14 protein-coding genes are annotated in these 16,357 nt (G+C 66.8%); 11 read left to right on the plus strand and 3 right to left on the minus strand.

The genetic code is table 11. The features are described from left to right. The first annotated feature begins 54 nt into the window (after positions 1 to 54). On the plus strand, positions 55 to 390 hold the full coding sequence (locus BMX67_RS09420; protein WP_090734433.1) for a DUF2794 domain-containing protein: 336 nt from the start codon (positions 55 to 57) through the stop codon (positions 388 to 390). On the opposite strand, the gene hrpB is transcribed toward BMX67_RS09420, so the two are convergent. Then, positions 387 to 2,807: an ATP-dependent helicase HrpB gene (gene hrpB / locus BMX67_RS09425; RefSeq protein WP_090734327.1), complete on the minus strand. Its 2,421-nt coding sequence runs from the start codon at positions 2,805 to 2,807 to the stop codon at positions 387 to 389. The genes BMX67_RS09420 and hrpB overlap by 4 nt on opposite strands. A gap of 103 nt (positions 2,808 to 2,910) precedes the next feature. On the opposite strand from hrpB, the gene BMX67_RS09430 reads away from it, so the two are divergent. Both BMX67_RS09430 and BMX67_RS09435 read left to right on the plus strand, forming a co-directional pair. After that, complete coding sequence (locus tag BMX67_RS09430; RefSeq protein WP_090734329.1) at positions 2,911 to 4,278, plus strand: YcjX family GTP-binding protein; 1,368 nt, start codon at positions 2,911 to 2,913, stop codon at positions 4,276 to 4,278. After that, entirely contained in the window at positions 4,275 to 5,315 is a 1,041-nt protein-coding gene (locus tag BMX67_RS09435; RefSeq protein ID WP_090734331.1) for a YcjF family protein, read from the plus strand. The genes BMX67_RS09430 and BMX67_RS09435 overlap by 4 nt, the downstream gene beginning before the upstream one ends. Before the next feature lie 68 nt (positions 5,316 to 5,383). Here the strand turns inward: BMX67_RS09435 and BMX67_RS09440 are convergent, their stop codons facing one another. Next, positions 5,384 to 6,610: an argininosuccinate synthase gene (locus BMX67_RS09440; RefSeq protein WP_090734333.1), complete on the minus strand. Its 1,227-nt coding sequence runs from the start codon at positions 6,608 to 6,610 to the stop codon at positions 5,384 to 5,386. Positions 6,611 to 6,734: 124 nt separating this feature from the next. On the opposite strand from BMX67_RS09440, the gene ilvA reads away from it, so the two are divergent. Together ilvA and BMX67_RS09450 are read left to right on the plus strand one after the other, a co-directional pair. Next, positions 6,735 to 7,976: a threonine ammonia-lyase IlvA gene (gene ilvA / locus BMX67_RS09445; protein ID WP_090734434.1), complete on the plus strand. Its 1,242-nt coding sequence runs from the start codon at positions 6,735 to 6,737 to the stop codon at positions 7,974 to 7,976. Between the two features lie 95 nt (positions 7,977 to 8,071). Next, entirely contained in the window at positions 8,072 to 9,361 is a 1,290-nt protein-coding gene (locus tag BMX67_RS09450; RefSeq protein ID WP_090734335.1) for a response regulator, read from the plus strand. Here the strand turns inward: BMX67_RS09450 and BMX67_RS09455 are convergent. After that, positions 9,358 to 9,801 (minus strand): NUDIX domain-containing protein, encoded by a 444-nt coding sequence (locus BMX67_RS09455; RefSeq protein ID WP_090734336.1) that lies wholly within the window; start codon positions 9,799 to 9,801, stop codon positions 9,358 to 9,360. The genes BMX67_RS09450 and BMX67_RS09455 overlap by 4 nt on opposite strands. Positions 9,802 to 9,956: 155 nt before the next feature. Between BMX67_RS09455 and hslO the strand changes: the two genes are divergently transcribed. The 6 genes from hslO to BMX67_RS09485 are packed head-to-tail and all read left to right on the plus strand — an operon-like array spanning position 9,957 to position 16,354. Then, entirely contained in the window at positions 9,957 to 10,979 is a 1,023-nt protein-coding gene (gene hslO / locus BMX67_RS09460; RefSeq protein WP_090734338.1) for an Hsp33 family molecular chaperone HslO, read from the plus strand. Continuing rightward, a complete protein-coding gene (locus BMX67_RS09465) occupies positions 10,976 to 11,566 on the plus strand; it encodes a CoA pyrophosphatase (protein ID WP_090734340.1) in 591 nt (196 codons plus the stop codon). The genes hslO and BMX67_RS09465 overlap by 4 nt, the downstream gene beginning before the upstream one ends. Continuing rightward, entirely contained in the window at positions 11,563 to 12,723 is a 1,161-nt protein-coding gene (locus tag BMX67_RS09470; RefSeq protein ID WP_090734342.1) for a CCA tRNA nucleotidyltransferase, read from the plus strand. The genes BMX67_RS09465 and BMX67_RS09470 overlap by 4 nt, the downstream gene beginning before the upstream one ends. Continuing rightward, complete coding sequence (locus BMX67_RS09475; RefSeq protein ID WP_090734343.1) at positions 12,720 to 14,564, plus strand: ABC transporter ATP-binding protein; 1,845 nt, start codon at positions 12,720 to 12,722, stop codon at positions 14,562 to 14,564. Before BMX67_RS09470 ends, BMX67_RS09475 begins: the two co-directional genes overlap by 4 nt. Beyond that, the gene (locus BMX67_RS09480) at positions 14,564 to 15,784 is read left to right on the plus strand and encodes a class I SAM-dependent RNA methyltransferase (protein ID WP_090734345.1); all 1,221 of its coding nucleotides are present in this window, start codon (positions 14,564 to 14,566) and stop codon (positions 15,782 to 15,784) included. Before BMX67_RS09475 ends, BMX67_RS09480 begins: the two co-directional genes overlap by 1 nt. A gap of 57 nt (positions 15,785 to 15,841) precedes the next feature. Then, entirely contained in the window at positions 15,842 to 16,354 is a 513-nt protein-coding gene (locus BMX67_RS09485) for a L,D-transpeptidase family protein (RefSeq protein WP_090734347.1), read from the plus strand. Positions 16,355 to 16,357: the final 3 nt, after the last annotated feature.

Below are 16,357 nucleotides of genomic sequence, written 5' to 3' on the forward strand. Positions count from 1 at the left end.
GGGTCGCCCTTTTCGATTGATCTGCGCGGCGCGCGGTGTCACCATTTCGTCATGATGAACGCATCGCCGCCGTTTGCTGCCGATCCCGACCGCGTGGTCTTTGACCGCTCTGAACTGGGGTTGATCCTGTCGGTCTATGGTCGCTTTGTCGCGGCGGGGGAATGGCGCGACTATGCCATGTCCTTTCTGCGCGACGCGGCGATTTTCAGCGTGTTTCGCCGCGCGACCGAACACCCGCTGTACCGCATCGAGAAACGCCCGAAGCTGCGCAATGCCCAGGGCATCTATGCCGTGATCGGCATGGATGGGCGCATCCTGAAACGCGGTCACGACCTGGGACAGGTGTTGCGGGTGCTGGAACGCAAGCTGATCCGCCCCGTCGACGATTAGGTGCCGCGCGGCTTGGCGCGGGTCGTGGGGTCGGCCTGCGTCGGATCCTCGGGCCAGGGATGGCGCGGATAGCGGCCGCGCATATCCTTGCGGACATCGGCATAGGAACTGGCCCAGAAGCCGGGCAGATCGGTCGTGACCTGCACCGGCTTGCCGCCCGGCGACAACAGGCTGACCCGCAGGGGCCTGCCGCCCACGACCGGATGCCGGGTCACGCCGAACAGTTCCTGCAGCCGCAGCTCGATCGACGGCGTTTCGTGGTCATAGTCGATAGGCACCTTGCGACCCAGGGGCGTCACGAAATGGGCCGGGGCTTCGGCGGCAAGCCGTTGCTGCCCATCCCAGCCCATCCGTGCCTTCAGCGGCTCGACCAGATCCAGCGCGCGCAGGTCGGATTGCGTGCGAACACGGCCCAGCCACGGCAGCAGCCAATCACCATCGGCCAGCAAGCTGTCATCATCGACCGGGCCCAGATCGGGCAGCAACCGCATCCGCGCCCGCAGCCGGGCCGCGGCCTTGGTCCAGGGCAGCCCGTCCAGCCGCAACCCCTGAAGCGCCGCCAGCGCCACCGCATCTTCGGGCGCGTCGGACCAGATGCGATCCGACAGCACCACGGCACCCAGCCGTTCCTGTTCGCGCGCCAGAACGCGGTTGTCGCGGCGCGACCATTCGCAGATCCGCACCTGCCGCACCTGATCGCCCAGAACCTCGCGCAGTTCGGATTCGGTGATCGGCGCGGCCAGACGAACCCGCGCCTCGCGCGTGTCGCCATCCAGGTCCAGCGCGACCAGAAGCCGTTGCTGCGCAAGCGGATCGGTCGGGTCCAGAACCGCGCCCTTGCCGCCCGACATCACGAAGCGCGGCTCGTCCCCCTTGCGGCGCTGTGCGATACGGTCGGGATAGGCCAACGCAGCCATCTGCGCGACCGAAAGGCCGCCCGCATTGCCGCCCGACAGCCGACGCAGGCGGGCCGCCTCGTCCCGGATGCGCGGCAGGGCGGCGCGGTGCAGGTCATAGGGGTGACGGTCGGCAAAACCGCGCGGATCCTTCAGCGCGGCCAGCCGCAGCGACAGATCGACCGGTGCCCCGCGCAGCGGATCGCGATCCGACAGCAGCGCCGCCAGATCGGCAGCCCCGCGCCCGGCCTGCAACAGCATATGCGCCAGCCGCGGATGCAGCGGCAGCCGCGCCAGTGCCTTGCCATGCGCGGTGATCCGGCCCGCATTGTCCAGCGCGCCAAGCCCCGTCAGCAGGGCGCGCGCCTCGGCCATGGCCGCATCGGGCGGCGGGGTCAGAAATGCCAGATCCTGCGGAGCCGCGCCCCATGCGGCCAGTTCCAGCGCCAGTCCGGTCAGATCGGCCACGGCGATCTCGGCGGGGGCGAAGGCGGGCAAGGCGCCCTCTTCGACCCGCGCCCACATCCGATAGCAAATGCCGGGGGCGACACGACCCGCACGGCCCCGGCGCTGTTCGGCTTCGGCCCGGCTGACCCGTTCGGTGACCAGCCGCGACATGCCGCTGCCCGGATCGAACCGCGCGCGCCTGGCCTGACCGGCATCCACGACCACCCGCACCTCGGGGATGGTCAGCGAGGTTTCCGCAATCGCCGTCGCCAGAACGATGCGCCGCCTGTCGCCCGGCGGGGACAGCGCCGCGCGTTGCGCCTTGGCGTCCAACGCGCCGAACAGGGGCAGCACCTCGCAACCGGTATCGCCCAGTTGCGCCATGACCCGGCGGATCTCGCCCTCGCCGGGCAGGAAGGTCAGGATCGTGCCGCCGGTCTGCGCGGTCTCTGCGACGGCATAGCGCACCAGCCGCGCGGCTTCGTCCACCATGCGGCTGCGGGGCGGCAACGGACGATCCAGCCAGCGTGTCTCGACCGGAAAGGCGCGCCCCTCGGACCGGATGATCGGGGCCTGATCCAGCATCGCCGCGACCGGTTCCGCGTCCAGCGTGGCCGACATGACCAGCAGCGCCAGGTCCTCGCGCAGGGCGGATCGCGCCTCCCAGACCAGCGCCAGACCAAGATCTGCGTTCAGGCTGCGTTCGTGGAACTCGTCGAAGATGACGCAGCCGATCCCGTCCAGCGACGGGTCGCCCTGAATCATCCGCGTCAGGATCCCCTCGGTCACGACCTCGATCCGCGTGCCCGGAACCGACTCGCCGCGGATGCGATAGCCGACACGCTGTCCCAGCGGCTCTGACAGGCCATGGGCCAGACGCTCGGCCGCGGCGCGGGCGGCAAGGCGGCGCGGTTCCAGCATGACGATCCGCCCCGGCACCCGGTCCATCAGCGCCAGCGGCACGCGCGTCGTCTTGCCCGCACCCGGCGGCGCGACCAGCACGGCACGGCCATGCGCCGACAGCGCGGCGATCAGGTCGGGCAAGGCATCGTCAATGGGCAATCTATCCAGCATGCGCAGGCTTATGGCAGAGCGTCTTGCCCCAGAAAAGCCCGCCCTATGAAAACGCCTGCATCGGACCTATCTTGTGCATGAAAAGAAAAGGATAGCGGGCAGAATGGGTATCGGCAGCGATCTGATGGCGGGCATTGGCCTTGGCGATCCGGTGATCCGGCTGGGCGTCACCGGGCTTAGCCGGGCGGGCAAGACGGTGTTCATCACCTCGCTTGTGGCCAACCTGATGGATCGCGGTCGGATGCATGCCTTGCAGGTCGCCGCCGATGGCAGCCTGAAAACCGCGTGGCTGCAACCGCAGCCCGACGATACCGTGCCGCGCTTCGATTTCGAACGGCATCTGGCGGCGCTGACCGGGCCGGACCCGCATTGGCCCGATGGCACCCGCCATGTCAGCCAGTTGCGCCTGTCGCTGCGGCTGGACGGGCGCGGGCTGTTGTCGGGGCTGCGCGGGCCGCGGACCGTGCATCTGGATATCGTCGATTACCCCGGCGAATGGCTGCTGGACCTGCGGCTGATGGACAAGGATTTCAGCGCCTGGTCCGCCGAGGTGCTGTCACGCATCGACGGCCGCCCCGGCGCGGCCCGCTATCGCGCTGACCTTGCGGCGACCGATCCGCAGCGCATGGACGAACCCACCGCGCAGGCGCTGGCCAGCAGCTATAGCGATCACCTGCAGGCCGCGCGCGATGCGGGCTGGTCCGATTGCACACCCGGCCGGTTCCTGATCCCCGGCGAAATGGCCGGATCGCCCGCGCTGACCTTTGCGCCCTTGCCCGAGGAGATGGAGGGCAGCCGCCTGCACAAGGAATTCCGTCGTCGCTATGAGGCCTATAAATCACGTATCGTGCGCCCGTTCTTTCGCGATCACTTTGCCCGGATCGACCGGCAGGTGGTGCTGGTCGATGTGCTGGGCGCGATCCATCAGGGACCGCCCGCCGTCGAGGACATGCGCCGCGCGATGGCCGATATCCTGACCGCGTTCCGGCCCGGTCGCGCCGGTTGGCTGGCGCAGATTCTGGGCACGCGCCGGGTCGAACGCATCCTGTTCGCCGCGACCAAGGCCGACCACCTGCATCACAGCCAGCACAACCGCCTGACCGCGATCCTGTCCGCGATGCTGCGCGAGGCCCGCGATCGCGCCGATTTCAGCGGCGCCCGGACCGAGGCGATGGCGATTGCCGCTCTGCGCGCCACGACCGAGGATGTGATCGCCCAGGATGGCGAGGATCTGCCTGCCGTGCGCGGGCGCCTGCTGGATGGTCGGCAGGCGGCATTCTATCCCGGCGACCTGCCGACCGATCCCTCGCAACTGCTGCAACCCGCCCGCAATGGCGATGCGGGCTGGCTGGATGGCGATTACGCGATCATGAATTTCGCACCCGCGCCGCTGACATCGCGCCCCGGTGACGGTCCACCCCATATCCGGCTGGACCGCGCCGCCCAGTTCCTGATCGGAGACAGGCTATGAACGAACGCAGACGCGGCCCGGTTCTGATCGAACTCGAGGACGGCCCCGACACCGATGCCCGCCAAGGCCCGGCCGAGGCACCGCGCGAGCCCGGCCCCAGCCCCGCCGACGCCCCTGCAATCGACGATCCCGACGGCCCGCTGCCACGTCCGCGCACGATGGAAATGGTGACCCGTCTGATCGGGCGACCGCCGTCGCGGCTGACCCGGATCTTCATCAATTCCGGGGTGGCGCTGTTTGCGTTCCTGCTGTCCATCGCGGCGCTGGATTTTCTGAACGGGTTGCTGAACAGCTATCCGCTGCTGGGCTGGATCGGAATCGCGCTGTTCGCGGTCTTTACACTGGCCGCGCTGGGAATGGCGTGGCGCGAATACCGCGCTTGGGCCCGTTTTGCCCGGATCGACGCGATTCAGCGCCGCGCCGGGTCTGCCCTTGCAGAGGGCAGCCTGGATCAGGCGCGGCAGGCGACAAGGGATCTGCTGGCGATCTATCACAAGCGCCCCGAAATGGAGTGGGCGGCCAAGCGTCTTGCCGAGCATCAGGCCGAGGCTGTGGATGCCCAAAGCCTGCTGACCATGGCCGAGACCGAGTTGATGGCGCAACTGGACCAAGAGGCCCGGCGCGAAATCGAGGCCGCAGCCCGCACCGTCGCCGCCGCCACGGCGCTGATCCCGCTGGCGCTGGCCGATGTCGCCGCCGCGCTGGCTGCCAATCTGCGGATGATCCGGCGCATGGCCGAAATCTATGGCGGGCGCGCGGGCGCGGTCGGGGGGTGGCGTCTGGCGCGGACGGTGATGACCCATCTGGTCGCCACCGGCGCGGTCGCGGCCGGCGATGATCTGATCCACACCGTCGCGGGCGGTGGCGTGCTGGCGAAACTGTCGCGCCGCTTTGGCGAAGGTGTCGTGAACGGCGCCCTGACCGCCCGTGTGGGCATTGCCGCGATGGAGGTCTGCCGCCCCCTGCCCTTCATCGCCCAGCCCCGCCCCAAGGTCGGCAATCTGGTCACGCGCGGATTGCGCGGTCTGTTCGACTGATCGCCGCATAAGAAAGGCGGCGCGCAGGTGCCCCCGCGCGCCGCCCGACATGGTGCGATGTCGCCGCCTTACTTGAAGCGGGCGTTCCGGTTGGCGACCAGCTTCAGGCGCAGGGCGTTCAGCTTGATGAAGCCCGCCGCGTCCTTCTGGTCGTATGCGCCGGCGTCATCCTCGAAGGTCACATGCGCCTCGGAATAGAGCGAATGATCCGACCAGCGGCCCACGCAGGTCGCGCTGCCCTTGTACAGTTTCAGACGGACGGTGCCGCTGACATGTTCCTGCGATTTGTCGATTGCGGCCTGCAGCATCTCGCGCTCGGGGCTGAACCAGAAACCGTTATAGATCAGCTCGGCATAGCGAGGCATCAGGCTGTCCTTGAGGTGGCCCGCGCCGCTGTCCAGCGTGATCTGCTCGATGCCGCGATGGGCTTCCAGCAGGATCGTGCCGCCCGGCGTTTCATAGATGCCGCGCGACTTCATGCCGACAAAGCGGTTCTCCACAAAGTCCAGACGCCCGATGCCGTGCTTGCGGCCATACTCGTTCAGCGCGGTCAGGATGGTCGCGGGCGACATGGCTTGACCGTCGATGGCGACGGCATCGCCCTTCTCAAAGGTCACCTCGATATATTCGGGGGTATCGGGCGCATCCTCGGGGGCGACGGTGCGCTGGAACACGTAATCGCCGGCCTCGACGGCCGGATCTTCCAATGCCTTGCCCTCGCTGCTGGTGTGCAGCAGGTTCGCATCCACACTGAAGGGCGCCTCGCCGCGCTTGTCCTTGGCGATGGGGATCTGGTTCTGTTCGGCAAACTCGATCAGCTTGGTACGGCTGGTCAGATCCCATTCACGCCAGGGCGCGATGACCTTGATCGACGGGTCCAGCGCATAGGCCGACAGCTCGAACCGGACCTGGTCGTTGCCCTTGCCGGTCGCGCCATGCGCCACCGCATCCGCGCCGTGCTGGTGGGCCAGCTCGACCAGGCGCTGCGAGATCAGCGGCCGCGCGATCGACGTGCCCAGCAGGTACAGCCCCTCGTACAGCGCATTGGCGCGGAACATCGGGAAGACGAAATCGCGCACGAATTCCTCGCGCAGATCCTCGATATGGATGTTCTCGGGCGCGATGCCCAGCATCTCGGCCTTCTTGCGGGCCGGCTCCAGTTCCTCGCCCTGCCCCAGATCGGCAGTGAAGGTGATGACCTCGCAGCCATATTCGGTCTGCAACCATTTCAGGATGATCGAGGTGTCGAGGCCCCCGGAATAGGCGAGGACGACTTTTTTCGGCGCGTCGGACATGCGGTAACCCTTCGTCGAAGTTTTCGGGGGAATACGGCGATTTCGTCGCTGTCACAAGGGCGTCAGGTGCGGTTTGCCGCGATTGGGCTTGTGTCCGGCGCAAAATCTGGGCATGGCCGAGGCCATGGAAAACTTTGTCGCCTCCGTCCAGCAAGCCGAGGCCGCGCTTCGCGACCTGTTCGAGCCTACGCCCCTGCAGCGCAATGACCATCTGTCGGCGAAATACGGCGCCGATATCTGGCTGAAGCGCGAGGACCTGACCCCGGTGCGCAGCTATAAGCTGCGCGGCGCGTTCAACGCCATGCGCAAGCTGGTCGGACCCGACGCCCCCGGTCATTTCGTCTGCGCAAGCGCCGGAAACCACGCGCAGGGCGTCGCCTATGCCTGCCGTCATTTCGGTGCCAAGGGCACGATCTTCATGCCGGTGACGACGCCGCAGCAGAAGATCCAGAAAACCCGCGTCTTTGGCGGCGACGCGGTCGAGATCGTGCTGACCGGCGACTATTTCGACCAGACGCTGGCGGCCGCGCAGGCCTTTTGCGCCGATCAGGGCGCGTCCTTTCTGTCGCCCTTCGATGCACCTGACGTGATCGAGGGTCAGGCGACCGTGGGTCTTGAGATGCTGGACCAGATGGGCTGTGCGCCCGATCTGGTGGTGCTGCCGGTGGGCGGCGGCGGGCTTGCATCGGGGGTGACGCGCTATCTGCGCCAGCTTGCGCCCGACACCGAATTCGCCTTTGCCGAACCGCGTGGCGGGGCCAGCCTTCAGGCCGCATTGCAGACAGGGGCGCCCATCGCCCTGCCCGCCGTCGACAGCTTTGTCGATGGTGCCGCGGTGGCCCGCATCGGGGCGCTGCCATTCGAGCATCTGTCGCGATTTTCCCCCGATCAGGTCCATCTGGCCCCCGAGGATCGGATCTGCGGCACCATGCTGGAACTGTTGAATGCCGAGGGCATCGTTCTGGAACCGGCGGGCGCGTTGGCGCTGGATGTGCTGGCCGATCTGGGCGATCTGTCCGGCAAATCGGTCGTCTGCGTCTGTTCGGGCGGCAATTTCGATTTCGAACGCCTGCCCGAGGTCAAGGAACGCGCGCAGCGATACGCGGGCGTCAAGAAATACTTTGTCCTGCGGATGCCACAACGCCCCGGCGCCCTGCGCGATTTTCTGGAACTTCTTGGCCCCGACGACGACGTCGCCCGATTCGAATACCTGAAGAAATCGGCACGGAATTTCGGGTCGATTCTGCTGGGGATCGAAACTTCGGACCCGGCCAATCTGGACACGTTGGTCAAGCGGCTGGATCAGGCGGGCTTTGCCTATCGCGATATCACCAATGACGAGATTCTGGCCGAGCTTCTGGTCTGAGCCGACCCGAATTAAGGCGTATTTGAACTAGTTTTCCGGGCTGCGGTGTCCGGTATTTACGGCTTTCTTAAAGGCTTCGGGCTATTTCTGCGGACATGAAGACCGCCAAGAAATTGCCCACACGCCCGGCCGACCATTCCGCACCGAAACTGGTGCGGCGGGTGCTGTTGGTCAACGAACCCGACGAAACCCGACAGCAGATCACGCAGTTCCTGCGGAATGCCGGTTATGACGTGACCGGCGCCACCACCGGCCCCGAAGCACTAATCCTTTGTCGCGAAACGAAGTTTGACATCGTCATCGCCAACTGGTCGCTGCCCTGCATGTCGACGCTGGAATTCTGTCGCGCCTACAGGGTGCAGTCGGGGGCCAGCTATGGCTTCGTGATCCTGATGATGCCCCGGCGCGACATGCCCGAAATACTTGCTGCGCTGGAGGCCGGAGCAGACGATTTTCTGAAGCTGCCACTTGCCCCCGCCGAACTGGAGGTCCGGCTGACCACGGGCGAACGCATGCTGCGGGTCGAGGAAAGCCTGCGCAACAGCAACGACCAGTTGCGCAGCGCGCTGGACAAGCTGCGCGATACGCAGACGGCGATGGAACGCGACCTGCGCGAAGCCCGCAAGCTGCAACAGGGCCTGGTCCGCGAACGCAGCGGGCGATGGGGTCCGTTCGACCTGTCGTTGCTGTTGCGACCTGCCGGACATATCGGCGGCGATCTGGTGAATTTCTTTCCGATCGACGATTCGCGCGTCGGGTTCTACGCGCTGGACGTATCGGGCCACGGGGTGACGGCGGCGCTGCTGACGGCGCAACTGTCCGTGCATCTGTCGGGATCATCGGACCAGAATGTCGCCCTGCGCGCCGCACAATCGGGCAGCGAGGCGGTGCACCCTGCCGCGCTGGCGCATTTCTTCAACAACATGATGTTGGAGGAGATGATCACCGACAGCTATTTCACCATGATCTATGCCGAACTGAACCATAAGACCGGCAAGGTGCAGATGGTTCAGGCCGGCCACCCCCATCCCGTCCTGCAGCGCGCCGATGGCCGGATCGAGGAAATCGGTGCGGGCGGCATGCCCATCGGCGTGGTCGAGGATCCGATCTTTGACGAGATCGAGTTTACCATGCAGCCCGGCGACCGGCTGATGGTCGCTTCGGACGGCGTGATCGAGGCGCGCAGCCCCGCGGGCCATCTGCTGGGCGAAGAAGGGTTGCGGGCGATCATGCAGACCAACGCCTTTCTCAGCGGTCATGCCTTTCTGGAATCGATGGCCTGGTCGGTATCGGAATATTGCCGCGGCGAACGTCCCGACGACATGTCGGCCGTGCTGCTGGAATATCGGAAATCGGCCGACACCGTATCCCTTCGCGGATCCTAAACCCGCCGCAAGACCCGATCCAGCAATGCACGCGACCCCGGATCGCCCAGTAGGCGCGACGCCTCGCCCGCACCGACCCAGACCGCGCGGTGTCCCGGCTCGGTCGGCGGGCCAAGACGGGCGACGGGACGCGCCAGCCAGATCGAACATTGCTTTTCGGCAAAGTAGTCGTAATCCGGCAGGAAACAGAAACGCCGGTAGTTGCCGACAAAAACCGGCGCAGAAATACGCCAGCCGGTTTCCTCATGCACCTCGCGATGCAGGGCCGCGATCGAGTGTTCGCCGGGATCTATGCCGCCACCGGGCAGTTGATATTCGGGGTCGGGCCAGGCCTGATGGGTCAGCAGGACCCGGCCTTCCCGCAGCAGCACCGCATAGGCCCCCGGCCTGCGGCGATAACGGGTGGCGGGCAGCGGCGGCTGGCCGAAACGAGGGGTCATGGCAGGCTCCGATAGCGTTGCGGCGGTTCTAGCGGCTATGCGCCGGCTGCGAAAGGCGGCATGCGCCCCCCCTTGGGATCGGCGGCGAAACCTCTATATTGGGGACCAAAGCGGCCCGCCCGAAAGGCGGGCTGACGCCATTTCAAGGATACGCCATGAGCAAGATCAACCAGATCGCCTGGGACGACACGGTTCTGCCGTTTCAACTGGACCGCTCGAATATCCGCGGCCGCGTCGCGCGGCTTGACGGTGTTCTGGACCATATTCTGTCGCGCCACGACTATCCGCCGCTGGTCAGCGCGCTGGTGGCCGAACTGGCCCTGCTGACGGCGCTGATCGGCCCGACGATCAAGCTGCGCTGGAAACTGAGCCTGCAGGTGCGCGGCAATGGCGCCATCCGCACCATCGCCACCGATTTCTACGCCCCCGCCGCCGAGGGCGAGCCCGCGCGCATCCGCGCCTGGGCCAGTTTCGATGCCGACCGACTGGATGACCGCGAGGCGTTCGACCAGATCGGCGAAGGATATTTCGCGATCCTCATCGACCAGGGCGCAGGCACGCAGCCCTATCAGGGCATCACGCCTCTGGCGGGCGGGTCGCTGTCGGCCTGTGCGCAATCCTATTTCGCGCAATCCGAACAGCTGCCCACGCGGTTCTCTCTGGCTCATGGCCGGTCGCAACTGTCCGGCGAACCCGAGCATTGGCGCGCGGGCGGGGTGATGTTGCAGACCCTGCCGGCGATGCCAATGGATGCCGCCGATGGCGGCAGTGGCGAAGGCGGGCTGATCGAGGCTGCCGACATCCTGCAAGGGGGCGAATCCGAGGATTGGAACCGCGCCAACATGCTGCTGGACACGGTCGAGACGCTGGAACTGATCGGTCCGCGGGTCGGGCCGACCGATTTGCTTCTGCGGCTGTTTCACGAAGAAAGCCCGCGGGTCTTCGACACGCAGCGGGTGGAATTCGGCTGCTCCTGCACCTCGGATCGGGTGCGCGACACACTGGCGATCTATTCGGCCAAGGATATCGGCCACATGACCACCGATGACGGCAAGGTCACCGCCGATTGCCAGTTCTGCGGTGCGCATTACGAATTCGACCCCAACAGCCTTGGGTTCGAGGCCACCGTCGATCCCGAAGGCAATCCGATCGATCCCGAAGACAAGGCCGCCGAGTGACGGCGGGCTGGTCAGAAGATCGGCTGCGACAGGCCCTGACGCAGGCGTCGGGGCCAAGTTCGGACTATGACCTGAACCCCGACCCCGCGCCCGAGGTCAGCCTGCGCCCGGCCGGGGTTCTGGCCGCCTTTCACGAAGATGACGGGCGGCTGATCCTGACCAAGCGCGCATCTGGGCTGCGCCACCATCCCGGACAGATCGCCCTGCCCGGTGGCAAGGTCGATCCGGGCGATGCCGACGAAATCGCGGCCGCCCTGCGCGAGGCCCGCGAAGAGGTCGGGCTGGACCCCGCACAGGTCGAGGTTCTGGGCACCCTGCCGCCGCATCGCACCGTGACCGGCTTTACCATGACCCCGGTTCTGGGCATCGTGCGCGGCCAGTTTGCCGCCCGCCCCGAACCCGGCGAGGTCGAAGAGGTCTTCACCCTGCCCTTCGCCCATATCGCCCAGCCGGCGAATTACCGGGTCGAGGGGCGGCGCTGGCGCGGCGGCTGGCGCAGATACTATGTCGCCCCCTACGGCCCCTATTACCTGTGGGGCGCGACCGCGCGGGTGTTGCTGCAACTGGCACGAAGGCTTGACCCATGACCGTATTGCCGCCTGATCTGCTAGGCGCCCCTGCCCTGCGCGCCGTGCTGGACGCGATCGAGGCGGGCGGTCATCGCGCCTTTCTGGTCGGCGGCGCGGTGCGCAACGCGCTGTTGGGTCAGCCGGTGGACGATATCGACATCGCAACCGATGCCCTGCCCGATCAGGTGGTGCGGCTGGCCAAGGCCGCCGGGTTGAAACCCGTGCCGACCGGGATTGACCACGGCACGATCACCGTCGTCGTGGACAAGCAGGGCTTCGAGGTCACGACCTTCCGCCGCGATGTGGAAACCGACGGGCGGCGCGCCGTCGTGGCCTTTTCGACCGATCTGGCCGAGGACGCCCGCCGCCGCGACTTTACGATGAATGCACTTTATGCCGGGCGCGATGGTCAGGTGATCGACCCGGTCGGCGGATTGCCCGATCTGGCCGCGCGGCACCTTCGGTTCGTGGGTCGGCCCGAACTGCGCATCCGCGAGGATTACCTGCGTATCCTGCGCTTTTTCCGGTTTCTGGCCTGGTATGGTCATGACGCGGAACCGCAGGCCGTCGCCGCCTGTGCCGCGCTGAAGGACGGGCTGACCGGCATCGCCCGCGAACGGATCGGGGCCGAGTTGAAAAAGCTGCTGGCCGCGCCGGATCCCGGCCCTGCGGTTGCGCTGATGGATCAGACCGGCGTGCTGCGAATGGTCCTGCCCGGTGCCGACGCGACCGCCATGCCCGCCCTGATCGCCGCCGAAGGCCATCTGCCGCCCGCCTGGCCGCGCCGGCTGGCCTGTCTGAAGGCACCGGATGTATCGGACCATCTGCGCCTGTCGCGGGACGAGGCAAAGACGCAGGCCGCGCTGCGCGATGCCGTTGCCGCGGACTGGTCCCTGAACGAGGCCGGCTATCGGCTGGGCGCGGCGCTGGCGACGGATCAGGCGCTGATCTGTGCCGCACATGGACGGCCGCTGCCACAGGGTTGGCAGACCCGCATCGCCGAGGCGGCGCGCGCGACCCTGCCGATCACCGCCCGCGATCTGATGCCTGCCCTGTCCGGCCCCGCCATCGGGCGCGGGCTTCACGCCGCCGAGGCCGCCTGGATCGCGGGAGAGTTCGCCGTCCCCGCCCCGGCCCTGATCGATACCGCGCTGATGGAAGGAAGCCGGACATGAGCCTGCATCGCCGCCTAGGCAACCTGATCCATGCCTTCCGCCCCGCCGAGGGTGCGCCGCCTGCGACCCTGCTGGCCTTTTTCGGCTGGTGCCTGTCAGGCGCCTGGGGCGGGCTTGGCATCGCCGCGGTCGCCTCGGCGCTGGGGGGTGCGGCGGATGTCCTGGCGGCGGTGCTTCTGGGCGCGGTCGTGGATGCCGTCGCCAGCGGCGATGCATCGGTGTTCTGGGCGCAGAACGGCTGGCTTATCGCGGCATTTGTCGGGTTCTTCCTGCTGCTGCGACCGGCGATCTTCGGGATCTCGACCGCGACATCGAACGTGATCGTGGGGCCGAACATCCTGCCCCTTGTGCTGTCGCGGCTGCACCGCTGGACCATGGGCCATTCGGTCACCTTCTTCGACAACGACTTTGCCGGGCGACTGGCGCAAAAGCAGATGCAGACCGCCCGCGCGGTCACCGATGTCGCGACCGAAATGGTCAATGTGGTCGCCTTCGCGCTGGCCTCGGTCCTGGGCTCGGCGGCGTTTCTGCTGGCGGTCGATGGCTGGGGCGCGGTCGCGCTGATCGTCTGGCTGGTAGCATATCTGGCGCTGATCCGCTTTTTCCTGCCCCGTATCCGCGAACGGTCCGGGGCGCGGGCCTCGGCCCGGGCGATGGTGACCGGACAGGTCGTCGACACCATCACCAATATCAAGACGGTCAAGCTGTTCGCCCATGCCGAACACGAGGATCGCGCCGCGCTTGGGGCGATGGCGGGTTTTCGCGAACGTGCACTGGATTTCGGCGTCGTCAGCAGCGCGTTTCGCCTGTCGCTGATGGTGATTGCGGGCATTTTGCCTGTCATTCTTGTCGGCGGTTCGATCCTGCTGTGGCGTCAGGGGCTGGCCACGCCGGGCGATATCGCGGCGTCGGGCGCGATCGCGATGCGGCTGAGCCAGATGACCGGCTGGGTCAGCATGTCGCTGATGGGGATCTGGGGCAATATCGGCGAGGTCGAGGACGGGATGCGCACCCTGTCGCCCCCGCATGACCTGAAGGATGCGCCCGATGCGCAGGTGCTGGACCGCGTCGCCGGGCGTATCGATTTCGACGATGTGGGGTTTGCCTATGGCCAGCGCAGCGGCGGTCTGCGCGGCGTCGATCTGCATATCACGGCGGGCGAGAAGATCGGCATCGTCGGCGCCTCGGGGGCGGGGAAATCGACGTTGGTTGCGCTGTTGCTGCGGCTTTACGATGTCGAACGTGGCACGGTCCGCATCGACGGTCGCGATCTGCGCGGGGTGACACAGGAAAGCCTGCGCCGCCAGATCGGCATGGTCACGCAGGAAACCGCGATGTTCAACCGCTCGGCCCGCGACAACATCACCTATGGCCGCCCCGACGCGACCGAGGATCAGATCCACGCCGCCGCCCGCGCCGCCGAGGCGCATGAGTTCATCCTTGGTCTGGCCGATCATGCCGGACGCACCGGTTACGACGCGCATCTGGGGGAACGGGGGGTCAAGCTGTCGGGCGGTCAGCGTCAGCGGATCGCGCTGGCCCGCGCGTTCCTGAAAGACGCGCCGATTCTGGTTCTGGACGAGGCCACAAGCGCCCTGGACAGCGAGGTCGAGGCACAGGTGCAGGACGCGCTGGCACGCGCCATGCAGGGCAAGACGGTCCTGGCCATCGCCCACCGCCTGTCCACCATCGCCCAGCTTGACCGCATCATCGTGATGGAAGCCGGGCAGATCGTCGAACAGGGCAGCCACGATGCGCTGCTGGCCAAAGGGGGGCTTTACGCCCGCTATTGGAACAGGCAATCGGGCGGCTTTCTGGGAACCGAAGAGGCGGCGGAATAATGCAGTGGACGATCGAGCGGCTGGGCCGTCGCGGGGATGGCGTGGCTGTCGGCGATCAGGGACGCGCGCTGGCCCCGCTGACCCTGCCCGGCGAACAGATCGAGGGCGAGGCCGTGGACGGTCGCATCGCCGCGCCGCGCATTCTGACGCCGTCCGCGATGCGGGTACGGCCCGCCTGTCCGCATTACCGCGCCTGCGGGGGGTGTTCGCTGATGCATGGCAGCGACAGCTTCGTGGCGGCATGGAAACGGCAGGTCGTCGAAACCGCCCTGACCGCGCAACGGCTGACGGCCCCCATCGCGGGCACGCATGTCTCGCCACCGAAATCGCGGCGTCGGGCGGTGCTGTCGGGACGGCGCACCAAGAAAGGCGCGTTGGTGGGCTTTCACGCCCGCGCCTCGGACGTGATCGTGGATCTGGCCGATTGCCTTGTCATGGACCCACGAATAACTGCCGCGCTGCGCCTGCTGCGCCGCATCGTGATCGCCGGGGCCAGCCGCGCGGCGGAACTGACATTGACCGTCATCGCCGGGCCTGCGGGGCTGGATCTGGCGGTCACCGGCGGTCGCCCGTTGGAACCCGCCCTTTTTCAGACATTGGCCGCGCTGGCCGAAGAGGGCGATCTGGCGCGGCTGGACTGGGACGGTCAGGCGATCACCCGCCGCGCCCCCGCGCTGCCGATGGGCCGCGCCCAGGTGGTGCCGCCACCCGCCGCCTTCCTGCAGGCAACCGCGCAGGGCGAGGCCGCGCTGCTGGGCGCGGTGCGCGACATGACCAAAGGCGCAACCCGGATCCTTGACCTGTTCGCCGGGATCGGCACCTTTACCCTGCCCCTTGCCCAGCAGGCCGAACTGCATGCGGTCGAAGGTCTTGCCGCGCCCCTGTCGGCGCTGACCCAGGCATGGCGCATGACACCCGGCCTGCGTCAGGTGACCACCGAGATCCGCGATCTGGCCCGCAATCCCCTTCTTGACCAAGAGCTTGCCGGCTTTGACGCAATCGTGATCGATCCACCCCGCAGCGGCGCCGAGGCGCAGACCCGCCAGATCGCGGAATCTGCTGTTCCGAAAATCGCCTTCGTCGCCTGCGACCCGGTGAATTTCGCCAAGGATGCAAGGATCTTATGCGATGGCGGCTATCAGATCACGCGGGTCTATGTCGTCGATCAGTTCCGCTGGTCACCCCATGTCGAAACCGTGACCGAGTTTGTTCGACGCTAGCGCGAACCCGCCCTGACGTGTTATTCAGGACCAACAAAAAAAGTAGCTGGGGCAGACATGGCACGCGCAACACGCCGGATTTTCACCGTCGGGCTTCTGGCCGCATTGGCCGCCTGTGGGAAACCTTCCAAGTTCAAGAAATACAGCGGGCCCCCGGTCACGCAGATCGTCGTGAACAAGGGCGAACGCCGGATGCACCTGCTCAGCGGGCGTACCGTGCTGAAATCCTATGACATCGCCTTGGGCAATGAACCGATCGGCCACAAGCAGTTCGAAGGCGACGGCAAGACCCCCGAGGGCATCTATTTCATCGACCGCTTCAATCCCAACAGCGCCTTTCACCTGTCGGTCGGCGTGTCCTACCCGAATCCCAATGACAAGATGTTTGCCAACCAGTTCGGCCTTTCGCCGGGCGGCGATATCTTCATCCATGGCCGCGGCCCCGAAGGCAACGCAAAGGCGCCGAAGAAACGCGACTGGACCGCGGGCTGCATCGCGGTGAAGGATGACGAGATCGAGGAAATCTACGCCATGCTCAGCGGTGGCGTGCCGATCGTCATCAATCCCTGATCC

The sequence above is a fragment of the Paracoccus homiensis genome, from assembly GCF_900111675.1.
Lineage (GTDB): Bacteria > Pseudomonadota > Alphaproteobacteria > Rhodobacterales > Rhodobacteraceae > Paracoccus > Paracoccus homiensis.